The sequence below is a fragment of the Hyphomonas johnsonii MHS-2 genome (genome assembly GCF_000685275.1).
Lineage (GTDB): Bacteria > Pseudomonadota > Alphaproteobacteria > Caulobacterales > Hyphomonadaceae > Hyphomonas > Hyphomonas johnsonii.
In genome coordinates this window covers 116,182-133,871 of the sequence record NZ_ARYK01000002.1, presented here as the reverse complement: position 1 = coordinate 133,871, position 17,690 = coordinate 116,182, and the positions used below count along the sequence as shown (strand labels likewise).

The window sequence follows — 17,690 nt, the reverse complement described above, 5'->3', positions numbered from 1 at the left end:
ATGGATATCAGCGCAGCAGAAATTTCGGGCATCCTGAAGTCGCAAATCGAAAACTTCGGCGTCGATGCTGAAGTCTCCGATGTCGGCCAGGTGCTGTCGGTCGGCGACGGCATTGCCCGTATCTATGGTCTCGACAGCGTGCAGGCCGGTGAACTCGTCGAGTTCGACGGCGGCATCAAGGGCATGGCCCTGAACCTTGAAAGCGACAATGTCGGCGTCGTGATCTTCGGCAGCGACAGCGCCATCAAGGAAGGCGACACCGTCAAGCGTTCGGGCGAGATCGTGTCCGCACCGGTCGGCATGGGCCTGCTGGGCCGCGTGGTCGACCCGCTGGGCGAGCCGATCGACGGCAAGGGCCCGCTGAAGAATGTTGCCGAACGCGCCCGTGTGGACGTGAAGGCACCCGGCATCATCCCGCGCAAAGGCGTGCATGAGCCGATGATGACCGGCATCAAGGCCATTGATGCGATGATCCCGGTTGGCCGTGGCCAGCGCGAGCTGGTCATCGGTGACCGCCAGACCGGCAAGACCGCTGTCTGCATCGATACGATCCTGAACCAGAAACAGACGAATGACGCGGCCAAGTCCGACAAGGACAAGCTGTTCTGCGTCTATGTCGCCATCGGCCAGAAGCGCTCGACGGTTGCGCAGGTCGTGAAGACGCTGGAAGAGCGCGGCGCGCTTGACTACACGATCGTCGTTTCCGCAACGGCGTCCGAGCCGGCCCCGCTGCAATATCTTGCGCCGTTCACCGGCTGCACGATTGGCGAATGGTTCCGCGATAACGGCATGCATGCCCTGATCATCTATGATGACCTCTCCAAGCAGGCTGTCGCGTATCGCCAGATGTCGCTGCTTCTGCGCCGTCCGCCAGGCCGCGAAGCCTATCCGGGCGACGTGTTCTACCTCCACTCGCGCCTGCTTGAGCGCGCCGCGAAGATGGGAGATGCAGCCGGCGCAGGTTCGCTGACCGCCCTGCCGATCATCGAAACCCAGGCCAACGACGTGTCGGCCTATATTCCGACGAACGTGATCTCGATCACCGACGGCCAGATATTCCTTGAAACCGACCTGTTCTACCAGGGTATCCGCCCGGCCGTGAACGTTGGTCTCTCGGTGTCGCGTGTGGGCTCTGCCGCCCAGACCAAGGCGATGAAGAAGGTTGCCGGCTCGATGAAGGGCGAACTCGCCCAGTATCGCGAGATGGCTGCCTTCGCGAAATTCGGTTCCGACCTTGATGTTGCCACCCAGCGCCTGTTGAACCGTGGTGCCCGCCTGACCGAACTGCTGAAGCAGCCGCAATACTCGCCGCTGCTGATGGAAGAGCAGGTCTGCGTGATCTATGCCGGTACGCGTGGTTACATCGACAAGGTGCCCGTCAGTGACGTGTCCCGTTATGAAAAGGAACTCCTGATCCACCTGCGTGGTGCCAAGAAGTCCCTGCTCGCGACGATCCGTGACGAGAAAGCCGTGTCGGACAAGACCGAAGAAGAGCTGAAATCCACCCTCGACGCCTTTACGTCGAAATTCGCCTGAGACACGCGTCCTGACGCTTTGATTGAATAACCAGAAGGCCTGACATGCCCAGCTTGAAGGACCTCAAGAACCGGATCGCCAGCGTGAAATCCACGCGGAAGATCACGAAGGCCATGCAAATGGTTGCAGCGGCGAAGCTGAAGCGCGCGCAGGATGCCGCGACAGCGGCACGTCCGTATGCATCGCGTATGGCATCCGTGTTGGCGAACCTGTCGGCTTCGGCCGGTGCGGGCGGCCCGAAATTGCTGGCCGGAACCGGGCAGGATGAGACCCACCTGGTCATCGTCATTACCGCCGAACGCGGCCTGGCGGGCGGTTTCAACTCGTATGTCGTGAAGTTGGCCAAGCAGAAGATCGGCGAGCTGCGGGCTGAAGGCAAGACAGTCAAGATCCTGACCGTCGGCAAGAAGGGCCGTGAGCAGCTGTCGCGCGACTATGGCGACATGTTCATTTCCCATGTTGACCTGGGCGACGTCAAAGGCGGCAACTACACGGAATCCGCCATCGGCCTCGGCCAATCGCTGACTGCGATGTTTGACGAGGGCGAGTTCGACGTCGCGACCCTGATCTATTCGCAGTTCAAGAACGTGCTGACCCAGGTGCCGACGGCGCAACAGATCATCCCGGCATCCGCGCCGGCCGATGCCGAGACGGTCGATCTCACGGGCGCCATCTATCGCTACGAACCTTCGGAGACGGAGATTCTCGAAACACTGCTGCCGCGTTACATCAACACGCAGATCCTGTCGGCCATCCTGGAAAGCGCAGCCGGTGAGCAGGCCAGCCGGATGACCGCGATGGACAATGCCACGCGCAATGCCGGCGACATGATCGACAGCCTGTCGCTGCAATACAACCGCGCCCGTCAGGCGCAGATCACCAAGGAGCTGATCGAGATCATCTCCGGTGCAGAGGCGTTGTAGGAAAAACCGATGAGCTTCTGGATCTACGAAAACTTTGGCACCAAGCGGGCACGTATCCACGCGTCCGACTGCCGCTATTGCAACAATGGCGCAGGTGTCGGTGGCGACCCCACCAATGACGACGACAAGTGGCATGGGCCATTTGCGACGTTCGCCGAAGCCGATGCTGCCGCCAAGGCGCTCGGCCAGAAAGACACCCGTGCTTGCGGCGTGTGCAAGCCTGCAAACGCCAAGACATCCCCTTCACCCGCTGCGGCGCCGACCCCGGCTGCTGCTGCCCCCGTTTCACCACCCAAGACGACATCCGCTCCAAAGGAGACGACCCGCATGAGCACTCCCGCAAACGCAAAAGGCCGCGTATCTCAGGTCATCGGCGCCGTGGTCGATGTCGAGTTCGACGGCGAGCTTCCGAGCATCCTCAACGCACTTGAGACCTTCAACAATGGCAACCGCCTCGTCCTGGAGGTTGCCCAGCACCTCGGCGAGAATACGGTCCGCACGATCGCGATGGACTCCACCGAGGGCCTCGTTCGCGGCAATCCGGTGGCTGACCTTGGTCGCCCGATCACGGTGCCGGTTGGCCCGGGCACGCTTGGCCGCATCATGAACGTCATCGGCGAGCCGATCGACGAGCGTGGCCCGATCGATTCCGACATGGAACGCCCGATCCACGCGGACGCGCCGGCGTTCACCGACCAGTCAACCGAGTCCGAAGTGCTGGTGACCGGTATCAAGGTTATCGACCTGCTCTGCCCCTATGTGAAGGGCGGAAAGATCGGCCTGTTCGGCGGTGCCGGTGTGGGCAAGACGGTTCTGATCATGGAACTGATCAACAATATCGCGAAACTGTTCGGCGGTTACTCGGTGTTTGCCGGTGTTGGCGAGCGGACACGTGAAGGGAACGATCTCTACCACGAGATGATCGAATCCAAGGTTATCAACCTGGAAGGCGAAAGCCGCATCGCGCTGGTCTACGGCCAGATGAACGAGCCTCCGGGCGCACGTGCCCGTGTCGCCCTGACCGGCCTGGCACAGGCCGAATACTTCCGCGACGAAGAAGGCAAGGACGTGCTGTTCTTCGTCGACAACATCTTCCGCTTCACGCAAGCGGGCGCCGAAGTGTCGGCCCTGCTCGGCCGTATTCCGTCGGCTGTGGGCTATCAGCCGACACTGGCCACCGACATGGGCCAGCTGCAGGAGCGCATCACGTCGACCAACAAGGGCTCGATCACATCGGTGCAGGCCGTGTACGTGCCTGCGGATGACTTGACCGACCCGGCGCCAGCCACGTCGTTTGCCCACCTTGACGCAACCACGGTGCTTAACCGTGCCATCGCTGAAAAGGGCATCTACCCGGCGGTTGACCCGCTCGACTCCTCGAGCCGTATTCTCGACCCGCGCATCGTGGGCGAAGAGCACTACAACATCGCGCGTGGCGTGCAGGAAATCCTTCAGAAATACAAGGAACTGCAGGACATCATCGCCATTCTCGGCATGGACGAGCTGTCGGAAGAAGACAAACTGGCCGTGGCCCGTGCCCGCAAGGTCGAGCGCTTCCTGTCGCAACCATTCGACGTGGCTGAAATCTTCACCGGTTCGCCCGGCGTGCAGGTGAAACTCGAAGACACGATCAAGGGCTTCACCGGCCTGATCGCCGGCGAGTTCGATCACCTGCCGGAACAGGCCTTCTACATGGTCGGCAATATCGACGAGGCGAAAGCCAAAGCCGCCAAGATGATGGCAGACGCCGCTTAAGACACAGGATCAGCCTTATGGCCGACAAACTGCACTTCTCTCTCGTGTCGCCCGCCAGGGAGCTTTTCTCTGGCGAGGTCGACCATGTGATCGCGCCCGGCACCGAGGGGGAGTTCGGTGTGCTGGCAAACCATGCGCCGTTCATGACGACGCTGAAGAACGGTATCGTGCGCGTGCTGGAAGGCGACAGCGTGACGATGCGGATCTTCGTGCGCGGCGGCTTTGCCGACGTGACGCCGGACGGCCTGACGATCCTTGCGGAAGAAGCCCGCGACCTGGACGGCATCAAGACGGAAGAGATCACGTCCGAGCTTGAAGCGACGCTGCTGAAGATGCAGGCCCTGGACAAGGATGACACCAGCCGGGCGACGCTGCAGGCGCATTACGACTATCTCGAAAGCCTGCGCGCCGCGCTGGCCCACTAGGGACAGGCGTCCGGCCTAGCCGAATATTGCAATCGTCTGGCGACCGATCATCATCGGTTCGCCCTGCCTGTTCCACAGGGTCATCGCCTGGCTGGAATAGCCGTCACGCGCGGTTTCGGCGACGTGGCGGGCGAGGAACCAGCCGTCCTGCGTGGTGATGTCGTCAGTCAGGAATTCCGCCATCCAGGTCATCGAGCTGATGCGGGCGGGTTCGGTGAACATGGCCATGGCGGCCGGCGGCGGGGCGTCCGCAATGGCCAGCAGGGCGACCGCGTCGACAGGCGCCGCCGGGTCGACGTGGCGCATCCAGATTGACACGTCCGCTTCACTGGCACCCGAGACCGGGCGCGAGCCTGCGGCGATGCGGATGTTGAAGTTCCGGGTGAAGGCGGGCCGCATCGGACTGCTGCCGAAATAGCTCGGGGTTTCGTCCGGGAAGGTCACGGCGGGAGCGGGCAGGTGAGCGAACGCCAGGGCAGACGTGCGGGCCTTGCCGAAAGCGAAGATCGCTTCGGCGGCCACACCGTCGGTGCCCATCATCCGGACGGAGATGAACGCCGTGTTCTTGCCCTGCCGCAGCAGCGTCGGCGTGCATGTGACCGCGCCGCCAACCGGCCCGACAAAGGCGATCTGTGCGGACCGGACAGGCATGCCGGACGCAAGCGGCATGGCCGCGTCGAGGCACAGGGCCGCTGTGAGCCCGCCATAGGTGGTGCGACCCTGCATCCAGGCGTCAGGTATCGTCACCGTCGCGGCGTGATCTTCACTTCGGGTGATGCTGGCCAGCAGGTCCGTATAGGCAGCCAAGGCCTAGTGCTGGCTTTCCGGCGTGGTGACGACCAGGCCGTCCAGCGCGTCGGACACGGTGATCTGGCAGGACAGGCGCGAGTTCGGCTGGACGTTCTCTGCGAAATCGAGCATCGAGCGCTCCATTTCCTGCTGCTCGCCGATCTTGTCCATGAAGGCTTCGTCGACATAGACGTGGCATGTTGCGCAGGCGCAGGCACCCCCGCAATCAGCATCAATTCCGGCCACGGAATTCTTGACAGCGGCCTCCATGACGGATTCGCCATTGGTGGCTTCGACAACATCTTCCGTGCCATCGTGGTGCTTGTAGGTAATCTTTGCCATGTGCGGGGTTTCTCCTTCAGGCGGCAAGGGCTGCCGCGGCAATGTCTTTCATCGGGGTTGATGTATCGCTAAGGGCGTCAGGTGCAAGCTTCGCGCCTGACATGATCAGTTTCTTTGACGCAACGAATTCGGCAGGGCTGTTGATTGCATCGACGGCGATCAGGGTTCCGGCGCGCAGGTAGAAGACCGCGAACTTCCGGTCTGCCGGGTCTCCACGCACGACCAGTTCGTCATAGTCCTGGCTGAGGCCGGCGATCTGCAGCTTCAGGTCGTACTGGTCGGACCAGAACCACGGGCAGTCTTCCGTCGGGCGCGGCTTGCCGAGGATGGCGGCCGCGGCGAGCTTGCCCTGTTCGATGGCGTTGTGGACGCTTTCGAGGCGGCCTGAGCGGCCGTAATGCACCAGCGGGCGGCTTGCGCAGTCACCCGCGGCGAAGATGCGTGGGTCTGACGTGCGGGCGTCACGGTCGACAAGGATGCCATTATTGCAGGCGATGCCGGCATCCTTGGCCAGTTCCTCGTTCGGCAGGATGCCGATTCCCACGAGGGCGATATCGGCCTCGATGCGGGTGCCGTCGGCCAGGACGGCTGCAGCGAGCTGGCCGTCCGCGCCATCGAGATGGTCGAGCCTGGCGCCGGTCAGGATGTGGACGCCCTGGGCGCGGTGTTCATGTTCAAAGAATTCGCTCATCACCGGGCTGGTGACACGGGCCAGCACGCGCGGCGCCATTTCCAGGACGGTGACATCGAGGCCCATCTGGCGGGCCACTGCGGCGGCCTCGAGCCCGATATAGCCGGCGCCGACAATCACCATCCTGTTACCGGAAATCATGTTGGGGCGGATGCGTTCGACGTCTGACAGGTCGCGCAGGTCGTGGACGCCCTTCAGGTCTGCACCCTTGGCCGGCAGGGTGCGCGGGCGCGAACCGGTGGCGATGATCAGGGCGTCATAGTCCAGCTGGCCGCCATGGGCGAGTGTGACCTTGCAATTGGCGCGGTCGATGGCTGTGGCGCGCGTCGAGAGAATGACGTCGATATTCTGGTCCTGGTACCAGGATTCCGGGCGAAAATAGAGACGTTCTTCCGTGAACTCACCCTTCATGTAGGCCTTGGACAGAGGGGGGCGCTGGTAGGGAAGGGCCGCCTCGTCACCGACGAGCGTCAGCGCGCCGGCATAGCCGCCCTGCCGCAACGATTGCAGCGCCTGGGCGCCAGCCTGTCCGCCGCCGATAATCACGATACGCGTTGCGCCGGAAAGATCCAAAGTTCCGCTCCCTGTTGGTATGCTTGATTTATGACGCCTGCGTCATTTTTTGCAATACTTCTGCTGTGGGGAGTTCCAGCCACTGCGCGGGTTGTCAAGAACCTCGTCAAGGTGCCAGGCAGCCATTCTTCGTGGCGGATACACGGCAATCGCCTATATTGCCGCGATGACACTGACCTTTGACCTGGCCGATGATGCCGCGACGCAAGCCCTGGGGGCGGCCCTTGGCGGGGTGCTGGCGCGCGGCGATGTCGTCGCGCTGCGCGGCGACCTTGGAGCGGGCAAGACGACACTCGTTCGGGGGCTGATACGGGCCCTCACAACGCCGGAGGAGGAGGTTCCGAGCCCCACCTATACACTCGTGCAGAGCTATGACGGGCCTGACTTTGCCTTCTGGCATTTCGATCTTTACCGCCTCAACGCGCCGGACGAACTGCATGAACTGGGGTGGGACGAGACGCAGGAGGGGGTGGCGCTGATCGAGTGGCCTGACCGGGCAGGCAGGCACCTGCCGGCGTACCGGCTGGAAATCGATCTCGAAATCCTTGGGGAGCAGCGCCGGGCAAGGCTGGAACCGTTCGGCGAAGACTGGCAGAAGCGGCTGGATGAATTTCGATTCTAGCCAGCGCACAGTCGAAATAGACGCCTTCCTGGCCCGGGCCGGGTGGGGCGATGCCGCCCGGTATCCGATGGGCGAGGATGCCTCGACGCGCCGCTATATCCGGCTGGTGCGGCCAGATGCCGCGCAGGCGCTGTTGATGGATGCACCGCGGATCGAGGCTGACCCGTGCCCGCCGGACGCCGACGATGCCACCCGCAATGCGATGGGGTGGAACGCGCTGACCCGGCTGGCGGCGTCGCGGGTGGATGCGTTCGTGCTGCTTGCGGAGTTCCTGACCGGCTACGGATTCCGCCCGCCGCGCATCTTTGCGCACGATACCGCGTCGGGATTTGCCCTGATCGAGGACTTTGGTGACGGCCGCGAACTCGCCCGCCAGATCGAACGCGGGCTGGTTGACGAGACGCAGGCCTATGTCGCCGCCGCTGACGTGCTGAGCAAATTGCATGACCTGCCCGTTCCGGAGCGTCTTGAGTCGCAGGGGGAAGTCTGGCCGATCCTCGATTTCGACCGGCTGGCGCTGGCCACCAATGCGGACCTCTATGCCGACTGGTTGCCGCAATTTTCGGGCGGCAGCGCCCTTGAGGGCAAAGCAAGGACGCGTTGGGAGGCCGAGCGGGACGCACTGATCGAACAGGCCATGACGTTCCCGCGGACCTTCACGATGCGCGATTTCCACGCGGAAAACCTGTTATGGCTGCCGGACGGCCAGATCGGACTGCTCGATTTCCAGGACGCCGTGCGCGGGTGGGACGCCTGGGACATGGCGATGCTGACGCAGGACGCCCGGCGCGAGGTGTCGCCTGCGGCGGCGGAGGCCGCGATCCGGCAATACCTGGACAACATGGGCAAGTCGCGCGCCGAATTCGACGAGCGCCTGGCCGTGATCGGGACATTGAATGCGCTGCGGATTGCCGGCATTTTTGCCCGGCTGGTGATCCGCGACGGCAAGCCGCGCTATCGGGACTTCCAGCCGCGCCAGCTGGCGATCCTTGCCCGCAACCTGTCGCACCCGGCACTGGCAGGCATGAAGGCCTTTGTGCAGGACACGACGCCATTCGTCTTCGAGGCCACCACATGAGCGTACCGGTTCCGCATACGGCGATGGTGCTTGCGGCGGGCCTGGGCACGCGGATGCGGCCCCTGACGGATACGACGCCGAAGCCGTTGATTGATGTCGCGGGTAAACGGCTGATCGACCGCATGCTGGACCCGCTGGCGGCGGCCGGCGTGAAGCGCGTTGTCGTCAATGTGCACTACCTTGCCGAGCAGATGGAGGCACACCTCGCGGCGCGGACTGACCTGGAGGTCGTGATTTCCGACGAACGGGGCGACGTACTCGAGACCGGCGGCGCACTGGCCAAGGCACGCGGGCTGCTCGGAGACGACCCGATCTATGTCGTCAACACGGATGCCTTCTGGGCGCCGGAATCGCCTGCGCCATTGCTGGACCTCGCGGATGCATTCGACCCGGACGCAGCGGACGCCCTGCTGGTCGTGGCCGATACGGGCCGGTGCCTCGGGTTTGGCGGGGCTGGCGACTTCTTCCTCGGAGAGGATGGGCGGCTGGCCCGCCGGGGCGACGCGGTGTCTGCGCCGTGGGCCTATGCGGGGGTGCGGATCATCCGGCCGCAACTGTATGATGGCGTGGCGGTCGAGCGCTTTTCGGCGCTGCGGGTATGGGATGACCTGATCGTGAAGGGCCGCCTGAAGGGGATGCCGCTGGACCGGTTCTGGCTGCATGTCGGTGATCCCGGCGCGCTGAAGGATGCCGAAATGTGGCTGCGCAGCCATGGCGAATGACCCCCGGATATTCGGGGCGGACAGCCCGAAGGTCTGGACCATCCCGCCGGGCGCGGATTTCCTGCGCGCGCTTGCGGGCACGCTTGCGGCCGAGACCGGCCTCGCAGGCCAGCCTGACGCGCTCAGCGATGCGATCATCTACCTTCCGAACCGCCGGTCGGCCCGGGCGCTGACACTGGCGCTGTATGACGCGGCAGGCGAGACGCCGATCCTGCCGCCGGATGTACGTGCCATGGGCGACCTGGAGAGCGACGAAGCGCCGCCGAGCGCCGAGACCGCGCTGATCGCCCTGCCTGCGGCCCTGTCACCGGCCAAGCGGCTTGGCGCGCTCGCCGCGATGGTGCGGCAGTATTATGCCGCGAACTACAGGACCGACCTGCCACCGGCGTCTGCCCTGGCGGCGGCGCGCGAATTGTCCCGGTTGCTGGACCAGGCCGCGCTCAGTGAACAGGCCGACTGGTCGAAATTGTCGGATCTCGTGGAGTCTGCGGATCTCGCGGGACACTGGCACGGATCGGTCAAGTTCCTGAAGATCATTACCGAGGCGTGGCCTGATTTCCTGGCGGGCGAGCATGCCATGGACCCGTTCGTGCGCCGCCTTGCGGCGGCCGAGGCACTCGCGGCGGAATGGGCGGCGAACCCGCCGCACACACCGGTCGTGATTGCAGGCTCGACCGGTGCGACACCGGCGGGGCGTGTCCTGATGAAAGCCGCGCTGGGCCTGCCGAAAGGACTGGTCGTGCTGCCGGGCCTCGACACGTTCGCAGATGGTGAGGCCTGGACCGCGATCCGCCAGTCGGTCAGCCATCCGCAGAACTCCCTGATCGACACGCTGGACCGCCTGGGCATTGCGCCGGGCGATGTTGCGACCTGGCCGGGCATTCCCGACACGGACAGGCGGGCGGCGCGGCGCAGGCTGATCCACGAGGCGCTGGCGCCTGCCGATGCGACGGCGGACTGGCGGGCGACACTGAAGACGCTGGCCAGTGCGAGCGGGTCGACGGTTGAAGATTTTGCGCTCGACGCGCTGGACGGGCTGACCTTGATCGAGGCCCCGGACGAGGCGGCCGAGGCGGAGGCGGCAGCCCTGCTGATGCGGCAGGCAGTCGAGACGCCGGACGAAACAGCGGCGCTCGTGACGCCGGATGCCGGGCTGGCGCGGCGGGTGTCTTCACTGCTGAAGCGCTGGGGGCTGGATGTTCCGCCTTCAGCGGGTGTTCCGCTGGGGCGCACGCCCGCGGGCAGCCTGATCGGGTTGTGCGCGAACTGGGCCCTCGACCCGTCCGAGCCGGTCGCCCTGGTGGCGGCGCTGAAGCATGGCTTCGTGAAGGACCGGGACGGGCTGGCGACACTGGAACGGCATTTCCTGCGCGGACCGAGGCGCTGGCGCACCCTGAAGGGCCTGCGGGACAGTGTCCTGACGCGCCACGAGATCGAGCCGTATCCCCGCTTTGATGGTGACGACCAGGCAGAGGCGGCGGCCCTGGTCGACCGGTTGATTGCGGTCTTCGACCGGACCGGCGCCGACGTGTCGGGCACCGACCGTGTCGACGGGAAGGCGGCCGCCGAAGTGATCGCCGCGCTCGCCGGGGAAATCAGCGAGGCGCCGTTGCCGTGGGCCGGTGAGGATGGACGCGGGGCGACTGTCCTGCTGGAAAGCATCGCAGAACTGTCCGACTACCTTGGCCCGATGAGTCCGCGCGCGCTGGTGGACATCATCCATTCCCAGAGCGCGCAGCTGACCATCAGTGCCGGGATGGAGGAACATCCGCGCCTGTCCATCCGGGGGCCGCTGGAAGCGCGCCTGCAGTCTGCCAGCCGTGTCATCCTTGCCGGTCTCAACGAGGATGTCTGGCCCCAGCGCCCGGCGCCGGATGCATTCCTGCCCCGCAGGTTCCGCGCGGACCTGGGGCTGAACGACCCGGAAGACCGGTTGGGCCTGTCAGCGCATGACTTCGCGCAGCTGGCATGCGCGGCGAATGTGGTGTTGCTGCACGCCGCCCGCCGGGACGATTCACCCGCCGTCGCATCGCGCTGGGTGTGGCGCCTGAAGACCCTTGCCGAGGGCGCGCTGGACGATCGGGGTGCCGAAGTGCTCGCGCCGGGTGACGGCGATCCGCTGGCCTGGGTTGGCGTGATGCAGGCGCGGGGCCGGGGAAGCCTGTCAACGGAATTTCCGGTCGAGCCGAAGCCTGTCCGCAAGCCGGAGGGCTGGCCGAAGCGGCTGTCGGTGACGCGGGTCGACCTGTTGCAGCGCGACCCCTATGCGAGTTGGGCGGAAAGCGTCCTGGGCCTGTCGTCGATCGAGCCGATGAATGCGCCCCTCGGGCCTGCGCCGCGCGGTACGGCCATCCACCATGCGCTGGAGCGGCTGGAAACGGAGAATGGGCCGAAGACAGCGGCGCACCTGCTGTCGCTGCTGGAATATGAATTGGCCCGGGTTGGCGAACCGCTGGAGGACTGGGCGGCGCGGCGGGCCGTCTGGGCCAGGACGGTTGACTGGTATCTCGGGTGGCGGTCTGCGCGGCAGGCCTCCGGCAAGGACGTGAAACTCGAGGTCAGGGGCAAGCTGGACTATGAGATTGCCGGCCAGCCCTTCACGCTGTCGGCCACCGCTGACCGCGTCGAGCGCCTGCCGGATGGTGCTCTGGTGATCATTGATTTCAAGACCGGCAACCCGCCATCGGACAAGGAAATTGCGGCCGAGCTGAGCCAGCAAATGCCGTTACAGGCGCTGATTGCCCGGAAGGGTGGATACGAGGCAATTCCGGCAGCGCCGGTCGCCGCGCTGGAATACGTGGCGTTCAAGGCCAAGCCGGATGCCCGGATTGTCGGCACGTCGAGCCGGCTGACGGCGACACCGGGCGAACTGGCCGATACGGCGGAAGCAGGCCTGAAGCGCCTGATTGCCAATTATCGTGACCAGGGCGCCGCCTTCCTGTCGGCGCCGCGTGTGCAGTTCGTGAAGTATGACAATGGTTTCAATCGCCTGGCGCGCCGGGCTGAGTGGGCCGGAGATACCGAAGAGGGGGAAGGCGGCGATGCCTGATCCGAACCTGCCGGTGTATGAGCGCGATGAAGCGGCCGACTATGTCAAAGCGACCGACGTGCAGGCGCGCGTGGCCGATCCGGCCGTGCCGGCGTTCGTGTCGGCCAATGCGGGCAGCGGCAAGACGAAGGTGCTGATCGACCGCGTGGCGCGCCTGTTGCTGCGGCGGGAGGATGGCCGGCCGGGCGCGGCACCGGACAGCATCCTCTGCATCACCTACACCAAGGCGGCGGCAAGCGAGATGCTGTCGCGCCTGTTCAAGACCCTCGGCCGCTGGTCGGTGATGGAAGATGACCGGCTGCGCCGGGAACTGGCCAAGCTGGAGGGCCGCGAGGGCGAGGCGTACACGCCGGATGACCTGAAGGCGGCGCGGGCCCTGTTCGCGCGGGCGCTGGAGTCGCCGGGCGGCCTGCGCATCGAAACCATCCACGCGTTCTGTTCGCGCATCCTGCGGCGGTTCCCGCTGGAGGCGGGCGTGTTGCCGGGCTTCACTGAAATCGAGGAAGATGAGGCGGCAAGGCTGTGGAACACTGCGCGCGCCGACGCCGTGCTGGCAGCGAAGGCGACGGCACCCGGCTTGCTGGACCTGTTGTCGCTGGAAGGCGGCCATGACGGTGCAATGTCGGGGCTCGACACCTTGCGCTGGTCGCAGGGAGCCGTGCTGGATTTCGCCGAGGCGCATGATTTCGATTTCGACGCGATGGATATAGCCCTGCGCGAAGGCCTGAACGCGCCCGAGGCGAGCGCTGCCGAGATCATTGCGCTTGCGATGGGCGAGGCGCTGCCAACGGGTGATCTGCGTGCCGCGGTCGCCTTGCTGCAGGGCGGTGGCAAGAGCGATGAAAAGACCGCGGACGCCCTGGTCGCTGTGCTGGCTGAAACTGATCCGGCAGCCCGGTGGGAGACCTATCTCGGCATCTTCACCACGGCCGCCGGCGATTTCAGGAAGTCCAATCCCTATACGGCCGGTGTAGCGAAGCAGTCGCCGCTGGTGGCTGACCTGTTCCAGATGAAGGATGGTGAAGGGCGTGAGACGGCCCGCGTGCGGGACACGCTGGACCATCTGTCGCGTGCGCTGGCGTTCGAGCGCACATCAGCGCTTCTGCGTGTCGGCCTGCCTGCCTTGCTGGCTTACCAGAAAGCGAAGGCGGCGCGGGCGGCACTCGATTTTGACGACCTCATCCACAAGACACGCCTCCTGCTGACACAGAGCGGCATGGCGGACTGGGTTCTGTACAAGCTGGACGGCGGCCTGAGCCATGTCCTGCTGGACGAGGCGCAGGATACCAGCCCGGCGCAGTGGCAACTGGTCACCGCGCTGACCGAGGAATTCTTTGCCGGCAAGGGACAGGAACGCCAGCAGGACCCGCGCACGCTGTTCGTGGTGGGCGACGAAAAGCAGTCGATCTATTCCTTCCAGGGGGCAGACCCGTCGAAGTTCCGTGAAAAGGCGCAGGAATTCAGTCTCAAGTCCGCGAGCCTGTTGCTGGAATCGATGGACATGTCGTTCCGGTCGGCACCCGAGGTTCTGGCATTTGTCGATACGGTCTGGAACGGTGCGCCGGTGATTGATGCGCCGGAGGCGGGCGATGCCCCGATGGTGGCAGATAAAGTGGTGCACACGGCGCGCCGGGCGAGCCAGCCGGGCAGTGTGGAACTGTGGCCGATCGCGCCCAAGGCGGAAGACCCCGATGCGGATGCCTGGGACCGCCCGGTGAATGCGATGCGGGAATCCTCGCCCAAGGCAAAACTGGCCAAGGCGCTGGCGACGCAGCTGAAGACGATGGTCGACCGGGGTGACACGGTCTGGGTCGAATTGCCGGATCATGGCTGGGTGCGCCGTCCGATCGAGCCGCAGGACATTCTCGTGCTGGTGCGGGGCCGGACCGGCGGCCTGTTCGATGCCATGATCGGGGCGCTGAAATCGGCCGGCCTGCCGGTGGCGGGCGCGGACCGGCTGAAACTGCTGGATCATATCGGGGTGCAGGATTGCCTGAACCTGCTGCGCTTTGTCGTGCTGCCGGAAGATGACCTGACGCTGGCTGAAATCATCCGCGGCCCGTTCCTGGGCCTCGTCGATGATGACCGGTATCTTTATGAACTGGCCCAGGGGCGGGCGAAGAAGGAATCGCTCTGGCAGCGTGTTGAGGCCAGTGCCGATCCCGACGTGATGGCGGCGGCGGACTTCCTGCGGAGCCTGCAGGCGCGGGCGCATATGGCGCCGTACGAGTTCCTGTCGTCGGTCATGGACCAGGCTGGCGCTGACGGGATGACCGGCTGGGAGAAGATCAACGCACGCCTCGGCGCGCCTGCGCGCGACCCGGTCGAGGCGCTGATGGCGCGGGCGCTGCAGCATGACGCCGCCGATCCGGCCTCGCTGCAGGGGTTCCTTGTGGCCATGGAGGCACACGACACCGAGATCAAACGGGATCTTGCTGCGCCGGAGCGCGAAGTGCGGGTGATGACCGTGCACGGGGCCAAAGGCCTGCAGGCCCCTGTCGTGGTGCTGCCTGACACGACTGCCGGCCCCAAGGGCGGGTCAGCGAAAGTGTTCGACCTCGATGGCGTGCCCGTCTGGTCGCCGCGCAAGGACACGGACACGCCCCAACTGGCGGCTGCCCGCGCGATTGCCGATGCCAAGGCGGAAGAAGAACATCGTCGGCTGTTGTATGTGGCGCTGACACGGGCACAGGACCGCCTGATCATCGCCGGACATTGGCATGGGCGGGGCGAGGACGGCTGCCACAAGGGGTCGTGGTATGCCTTGTGCGCGGCTGCGATGGACGCGCTGGCGCCCGGAGGAGATGCTGACGCGGTACGCCGGTATGGCGCGCCGGCGACGCAGATGGGTAGCGAGGACGCAGCTGGCACCCGCGACGAGCAGCTGCCGGACTGGGCGCTCCAACGCGCGCCGACAGACAGTCCGGCCCGCAAGCTGAGCGCGCCGACGAGCCTGCTGTCGCGCAAGACGCCGCTGCTGGCCCCCTTCGGGTCGCGCAGGGAGGCCCAGCTGCGGCGCGGCCGGCTGATCCACGCGCTGCTGCAATACCTTCCGGAACTTCCGCAGGATGAGCGTGAAGCGGCGGGCCGGGCCTACCTGGCGCGGGAAGGCGACCTTGAAGACGGCCAGCGTGACGAGATGCTGCGTGCGGCGATGGGGGTGCTGACCGACCCGGCGATGGCGGGTGTGTTTGCGCCGGGCGGTCGGGCCGAAGCGGCGATCATCGGGACGGCGGATGCCTTGCCCAAGGGCACGATCATCAATGGCCGCGTCGACCGCCTGGTCGTGACGCCCGAGCGGGTGCTGGTGATCGATTTCAAGACCGACCAGCCGGCGCCGGACAGTGTCGACGGGGTGGCGGAGACCTATATGGCCCAGATGGCGGCCTATTGGGCGGTGCTGAAGCGTGCCTATCCCGGGCGGGACGTGGTGGCCGCCCTGTGCTGGACGGACGGCCCGAAACTGATGGTGCTGCCCGAGGCGGACCTGTTAGCCTCGCTAAATCGTGCGCAGAGCGAGGTTTGACTTGCGTCCGGAGTCCCTATGTATCTGCCTGAACCAGATTTAAGGAGCTGATCATGGCTGCAGTGAATGTGACCGACGACGAATTCGACAATGTCATTGCGACATCCGACGTGCCGGTCGTGGTGGATTTCTGGGCGGAATGGTGCGGCCCCTGCAAGCAGATGGCCCCGCACCTTGAAGCCGTTTCGGTCGACATGGCCGGAAAGGTGAAAGTCGCCAAGATCAATGTCGACGAAAACCCGATGGTCGCGTCGAAATACGGCGTGCGCGGCATGCCGACCCTGATGGTGTTCAAGGACGGCAAGGTTGCTGCCACGCACCTCGGTGCGATGAGCAAGCAGGCCATTACTGACTGGATCAAGCAGAGCGTCTAGGCGGCTTCCGGCTCGCTTGTCAGCGACAGGAACACGTCTTCCAGGTCGGGGGCTTCGGTAACGAGGTCCCCGATGCCGACTCCGGCGGCACGCACCTGCTCGAGCAGGCGACCGATCCCGGTCTCGCTGGTGCGGAAGGTGATGGCGAGCGCACCGGTATCCCGGATTACGGAATCGAGGCCCGCCAGGCTGTCCGGCACGGCCGTCAGCGCCTCCTTCGGTGTGATCACGAGAGTCTTGTAGTCGAGGCGTGACAGGAGCTTGGGCGTCGGCTCGCAGGCGACGATTTCACCGTGATTGACGATGGCGATGGAGTCGCAGAGCTCCTCGGCTTCCTCGAGGTAGTGTGTCGTGAGGATGATCGTCGTGCCGCGGTCGTGCAGTTCGCGCACATAGGTCCACAGCGACCGGCGCAATTCCACGTCGACGCCGGCAGTCGGCTCGTCGAGAATCAGGACCGGCGGGTTGTGGACCAGGGCCTTGGCGACCATGAGGCGGCGCTTCATGCCGCCGGACAGTTGGCGCACATAAGCGTCTTTCTTGTCGTCGAGGCCGACAGCGGTGAGGATTTCGAGGCTGCGGCGTTCGGATTTCGGGACGCCGTAGAAGCCGGCCATGAGTTCCAGCATTTCCATCGGCGTGAAGAAGGGATCGGCGACGATCTCCTGGTTCACGACGCCAATGGCCGCGCGGCTTTGGCGCGGGTGCTGGTCGATATCGAGGCCCCAGATACGTGCCGTGCCGGATGTCTTGTTCACGAGCCCGGCGAGAATGTTGATGAATGTCGATTTTCCCGCGCCGTTCGGGCCAAGCAGGCCGAAGATCGATCCGCGCGGAATGTTGAGGCTGATGTTCTTCAGGGCGTGCTTTTCCGGCATCTTGCCGGAGGCGCGGTAGATTTTCTGGAGATTGTTGACTTCAATCGCATAGTCGGGTGCGGCGGTCGCGTCAGTCATTCATGCCTCTTGCAGTTGCAGGGCGATCTTGCGCGGCGCAGCCCTGCGGACTAGTTAGGTCGGTCAGGAGGCGCGAACAAGGACTTGCGCCCGAAACTGCACGGAAAGCCACAGGCCATGAGCAACAAGCGTGACGTTTTTACCCCGCCGGAAATGGTGATGGTCACAAGCCGCAAGGTGTCCTGCAATGGCAGCGGCGGCGTACTGGGGCACCCCAAGGTCTGGTACGAAATGGGCGATGAGGATTTCGTCGAGTGCAAGTATTGCGACCGGCGGTTCATCTTGCTTGGCGGCCGGGAAGACCCTTCAAGACCCCGATAGGGGCTTGT

At 65.0% G+C, this 17,690-nt stretch carries 15 protein-coding genes; 11 read left to right on the top strand and 4 right to left on the bottom strand.

The features are described 5' to 3' along the window. The 4 genes from atpA (at position 1) to HJO_RS05580 (ending at position 4,639) form a co-directional block, all read left to right on the top strand. Positions 1 to 1,536, top strand: coding sequence for a F0F1 ATP synthase subunit alpha (gene atpA, locus HJO_RS05595; protein WP_035614816.1), 1,536 nt, complete (start codon positions 1 to 3; stop codon positions 1,534 to 1,536). Between the two features lie 44 nt (positions 1,537 to 1,580). Then, a complete protein-coding gene (locus HJO_RS05590) occupies positions 1,581 to 2,459 on the top strand; it encodes a F0F1 ATP synthase subunit gamma (protein WP_035614814.1) in 879 nt (292 codons plus the stop codon). Between the two features lie 327 nt (positions 2,460 to 2,786). Then, on the top strand, positions 2,787 to 4,214 hold the full coding sequence (atpD, locus tag HJO_RS05585) for a F0F1 ATP synthase subunit beta (RefSeq protein WP_035615306.1): 1,428 nt from the start codon (positions 2,787 to 2,789) through the stop codon (positions 4,212 to 4,214). A gap of 17 nt (positions 4,215 to 4,231) precedes the next feature. Further along, positions 4,232 to 4,639: a F0F1 ATP synthase subunit epsilon gene (locus HJO_RS05580; RefSeq protein WP_035614812.1), complete on the top strand. Its 408-nt coding sequence runs from the start codon at positions 4,232 to 4,234 to the stop codon at positions 4,637 to 4,639. Between the two features lie 15 nt (positions 4,640 to 4,654). On the opposite strand, the gene HJO_RS05575 is transcribed toward HJO_RS05580, so the two are convergent. Genes HJO_RS05575 through HJO_RS05565 form a run of 3 tightly spaced genes read right to left on the bottom strand, consistent with a single transcriptional unit; the run spans position 4,655 to position 7,034 of the window. Next, positions 4,655 to 5,446 carry a thioesterase family protein gene (locus tag HJO_RS05575; protein WP_035614809.1) on the bottom strand — a complete coding sequence of 264 codons (792 nt, stop codon included), beginning with the start codon at positions 5,444 to 5,446 and terminating at the stop codon, positions 4,655 to 4,657. Positions 5,447 to 5,449: 3 nt separating this feature from the next. After that, positions 5,450 to 5,770 (bottom strand): 2Fe-2S iron-sulfur cluster-binding protein, encoded by a 321-nt coding sequence (locus HJO_RS05570; protein WP_035614806.1) that lies wholly within the window; start codon positions 5,768 to 5,770, stop codon positions 5,450 to 5,452. A gap of 16 nt (positions 5,771 to 5,786) precedes the next feature. Then, the gene (locus HJO_RS05565) at positions 5,787 to 7,034 is read right to left on the bottom strand and encodes an NAD(P)/FAD-dependent oxidoreductase (protein ID WP_035614803.1); all 1,248 of its coding nucleotides are present in this window, start codon (positions 7,032 to 7,034) and stop codon (positions 5,787 to 5,789) included. Between the two features lie 166 nt (positions 7,035 to 7,200). On the opposite strand from HJO_RS05565, the gene tsaE reads away from it, so the two are divergent. From tsaE to trxA, 6 genes are read left to right on the top strand one after another with little or no spacing between them, the layout of a single operon-like run. Next, positions 7,201 to 7,656: a tRNA (adenosine(37)-N6)-threonylcarbamoyltransferase complex ATPase subunit type 1 TsaE gene (gene tsaE, locus HJO_RS05560; protein ID WP_035614800.1), complete on the top strand. Its 456-nt coding sequence runs from the start codon at positions 7,201 to 7,203 to the stop codon at positions 7,654 to 7,656. After that, a complete protein-coding gene (locus tag HJO_RS05555) occupies positions 7,640 to 8,734 on the top strand; it encodes an aminoglycoside phosphotransferase family protein (RefSeq protein WP_035614797.1) in 1,095 nt (364 codons plus the stop codon). The genes tsaE and HJO_RS05555 overlap by 17 nt, the downstream gene beginning before the upstream one ends. After that, positions 8,731 to 9,456 carry a nucleotidyltransferase family protein gene (locus tag HJO_RS05550; RefSeq protein ID WP_035614794.1) on the top strand — a complete coding sequence of 242 codons (726 nt, stop codon included), beginning with the start codon at positions 8,731 to 8,733 and terminating at the stop codon, positions 9,454 to 9,456. Before HJO_RS05555 ends, HJO_RS05550 begins: the two co-directional genes overlap by 4 nt. Next, positions 9,446 to 12,505, top strand: coding sequence for a double-strand break repair protein AddB (addB, locus tag HJO_RS05545; RefSeq protein WP_051618311.1), 3,060 nt, complete (start codon positions 9,446 to 9,448; stop codon positions 12,503 to 12,505). Before HJO_RS05550 ends, addB begins: the two co-directional genes overlap by 11 nt. Further along, positions 12,498 to 16,031 (top strand): double-strand break repair helicase AddA, encoded by a 3,534-nt coding sequence (gene addA / locus HJO_RS05540; RefSeq protein WP_162173780.1) that lies wholly within the window; start codon positions 12,498 to 12,500, stop codon positions 16,029 to 16,031. The genes addB and addA overlap by 8 nt, the downstream gene beginning before the upstream one ends. A gap of 53 nt (positions 16,032 to 16,084) precedes the next feature. Continuing rightward, the gene (gene trxA / locus HJO_RS05535; RefSeq protein WP_035614791.1) at positions 16,085 to 16,405 is read left to right on the top strand and encodes a thioredoxin; all 321 of its coding nucleotides are present in this window, start codon (positions 16,085 to 16,087) and stop codon (positions 16,403 to 16,405) included. On the opposite strand, the gene HJO_RS05530 is transcribed toward trxA, so the two are convergent. Next, positions 16,402 to 17,361, bottom strand: a complete 960-nt coding sequence (locus tag HJO_RS05530; RefSeq protein ID WP_035614787.1) for an ABC transporter ATP-binding protein — start codon at positions 17,359 to 17,361, stop codon at positions 16,402 to 16,404. The genes trxA and HJO_RS05530 overlap by 4 nt on opposite strands. 117 nt (positions 17,362 to 17,478) lie before the next feature. Between HJO_RS05530 and HJO_RS05525 the strand changes: the two genes are divergently transcribed. Next, positions 17,479 to 17,682, top strand: coding sequence for a zinc-finger domain-containing protein (locus HJO_RS05525; RefSeq protein ID WP_035614784.1), 204 nt, complete (start codon positions 17,479 to 17,481; stop codon positions 17,680 to 17,682). Positions 17,683 to 17,690: the final 8 nt, after the last annotated feature.

Coding starts and splice junctions, on each gene's coding strand:
- atpA (WP_035614816.1), top strand. CDS start 1: ATGGATATCAGCGCAGCAGAAATTTCGGGCATCCTGAAGTCGCAAATC.
- HJO_RS05590 (WP_035614814.1), top strand. CDS start 1,581: ATGCCCAGCTTGAAGGACCTCAAGAACCGGATCGCCAGCGTGAAATCC.
- atpD (WP_035615306.1), top strand. CDS start 2,787: ATGAGCACTCCCGCAAACGCAAAAGGCCGCGTATCTCAGGTCATCGGC.
- HJO_RS05580 (WP_035614812.1), top strand. CDS start 4,232: ATGGCCGACAAACTGCACTTCTCTCTCGTGTCGCCCGCCAGGGAGCTT.
- HJO_RS05570 (WP_035614806.1), bottom strand. CDS start 5,770: ATGGCAAAGATTACCTACAAGCACCACGATGGCACGGAAGATGTTGTC.
- tsaE (WP_035614800.1), top strand. CDS start 7,201: ATGACACTGACCTTTGACCTGGCCGATGATGCCGCGACGCAAGCCCTG.
- HJO_RS05555 (WP_035614797.1), top strand. CDS start 7,640: ATGAATTTCGATTCTAGCCAGCGCACAGTCGAAATAGACGCCTTCCTG.
- HJO_RS05550 (WP_035614794.1), top strand. CDS start 8,731: ATGAGCGTACCGGTTCCGCATACGGCGATGGTGCTTGCGGCGGGCCTG.
- addB (WP_051618311.1), top strand. CDS start 9,446: ATGGCGAATGACCCCCGGATATTCGGGGCGGACAGCCCGAAGGTCTGG.
- addA (WP_162173780.1), top strand. CDS start 12,498: ATGCCTGATCCGAACCTGCCGGTGTATGAGCGCGATGAAGCGGCCGAC.
- trxA (WP_035614791.1), top strand. CDS start 16,085: ATGGCTGCAGTGAATGTGACCGACGACGAATTCGACAATGTCATTGCG.
- HJO_RS05530 (WP_035614787.1), bottom strand. CDS start 17,361: ATGACTGACGCGACCGCCGCACCCGACTATGCGATTGAAGTCAACAAT.
- HJO_RS05525 (WP_035614784.1), top strand. CDS start 17,479: ATGAGCAACAAGCGTGACGTTTTTACCCCGCCGGAAATGGTGATGGTC.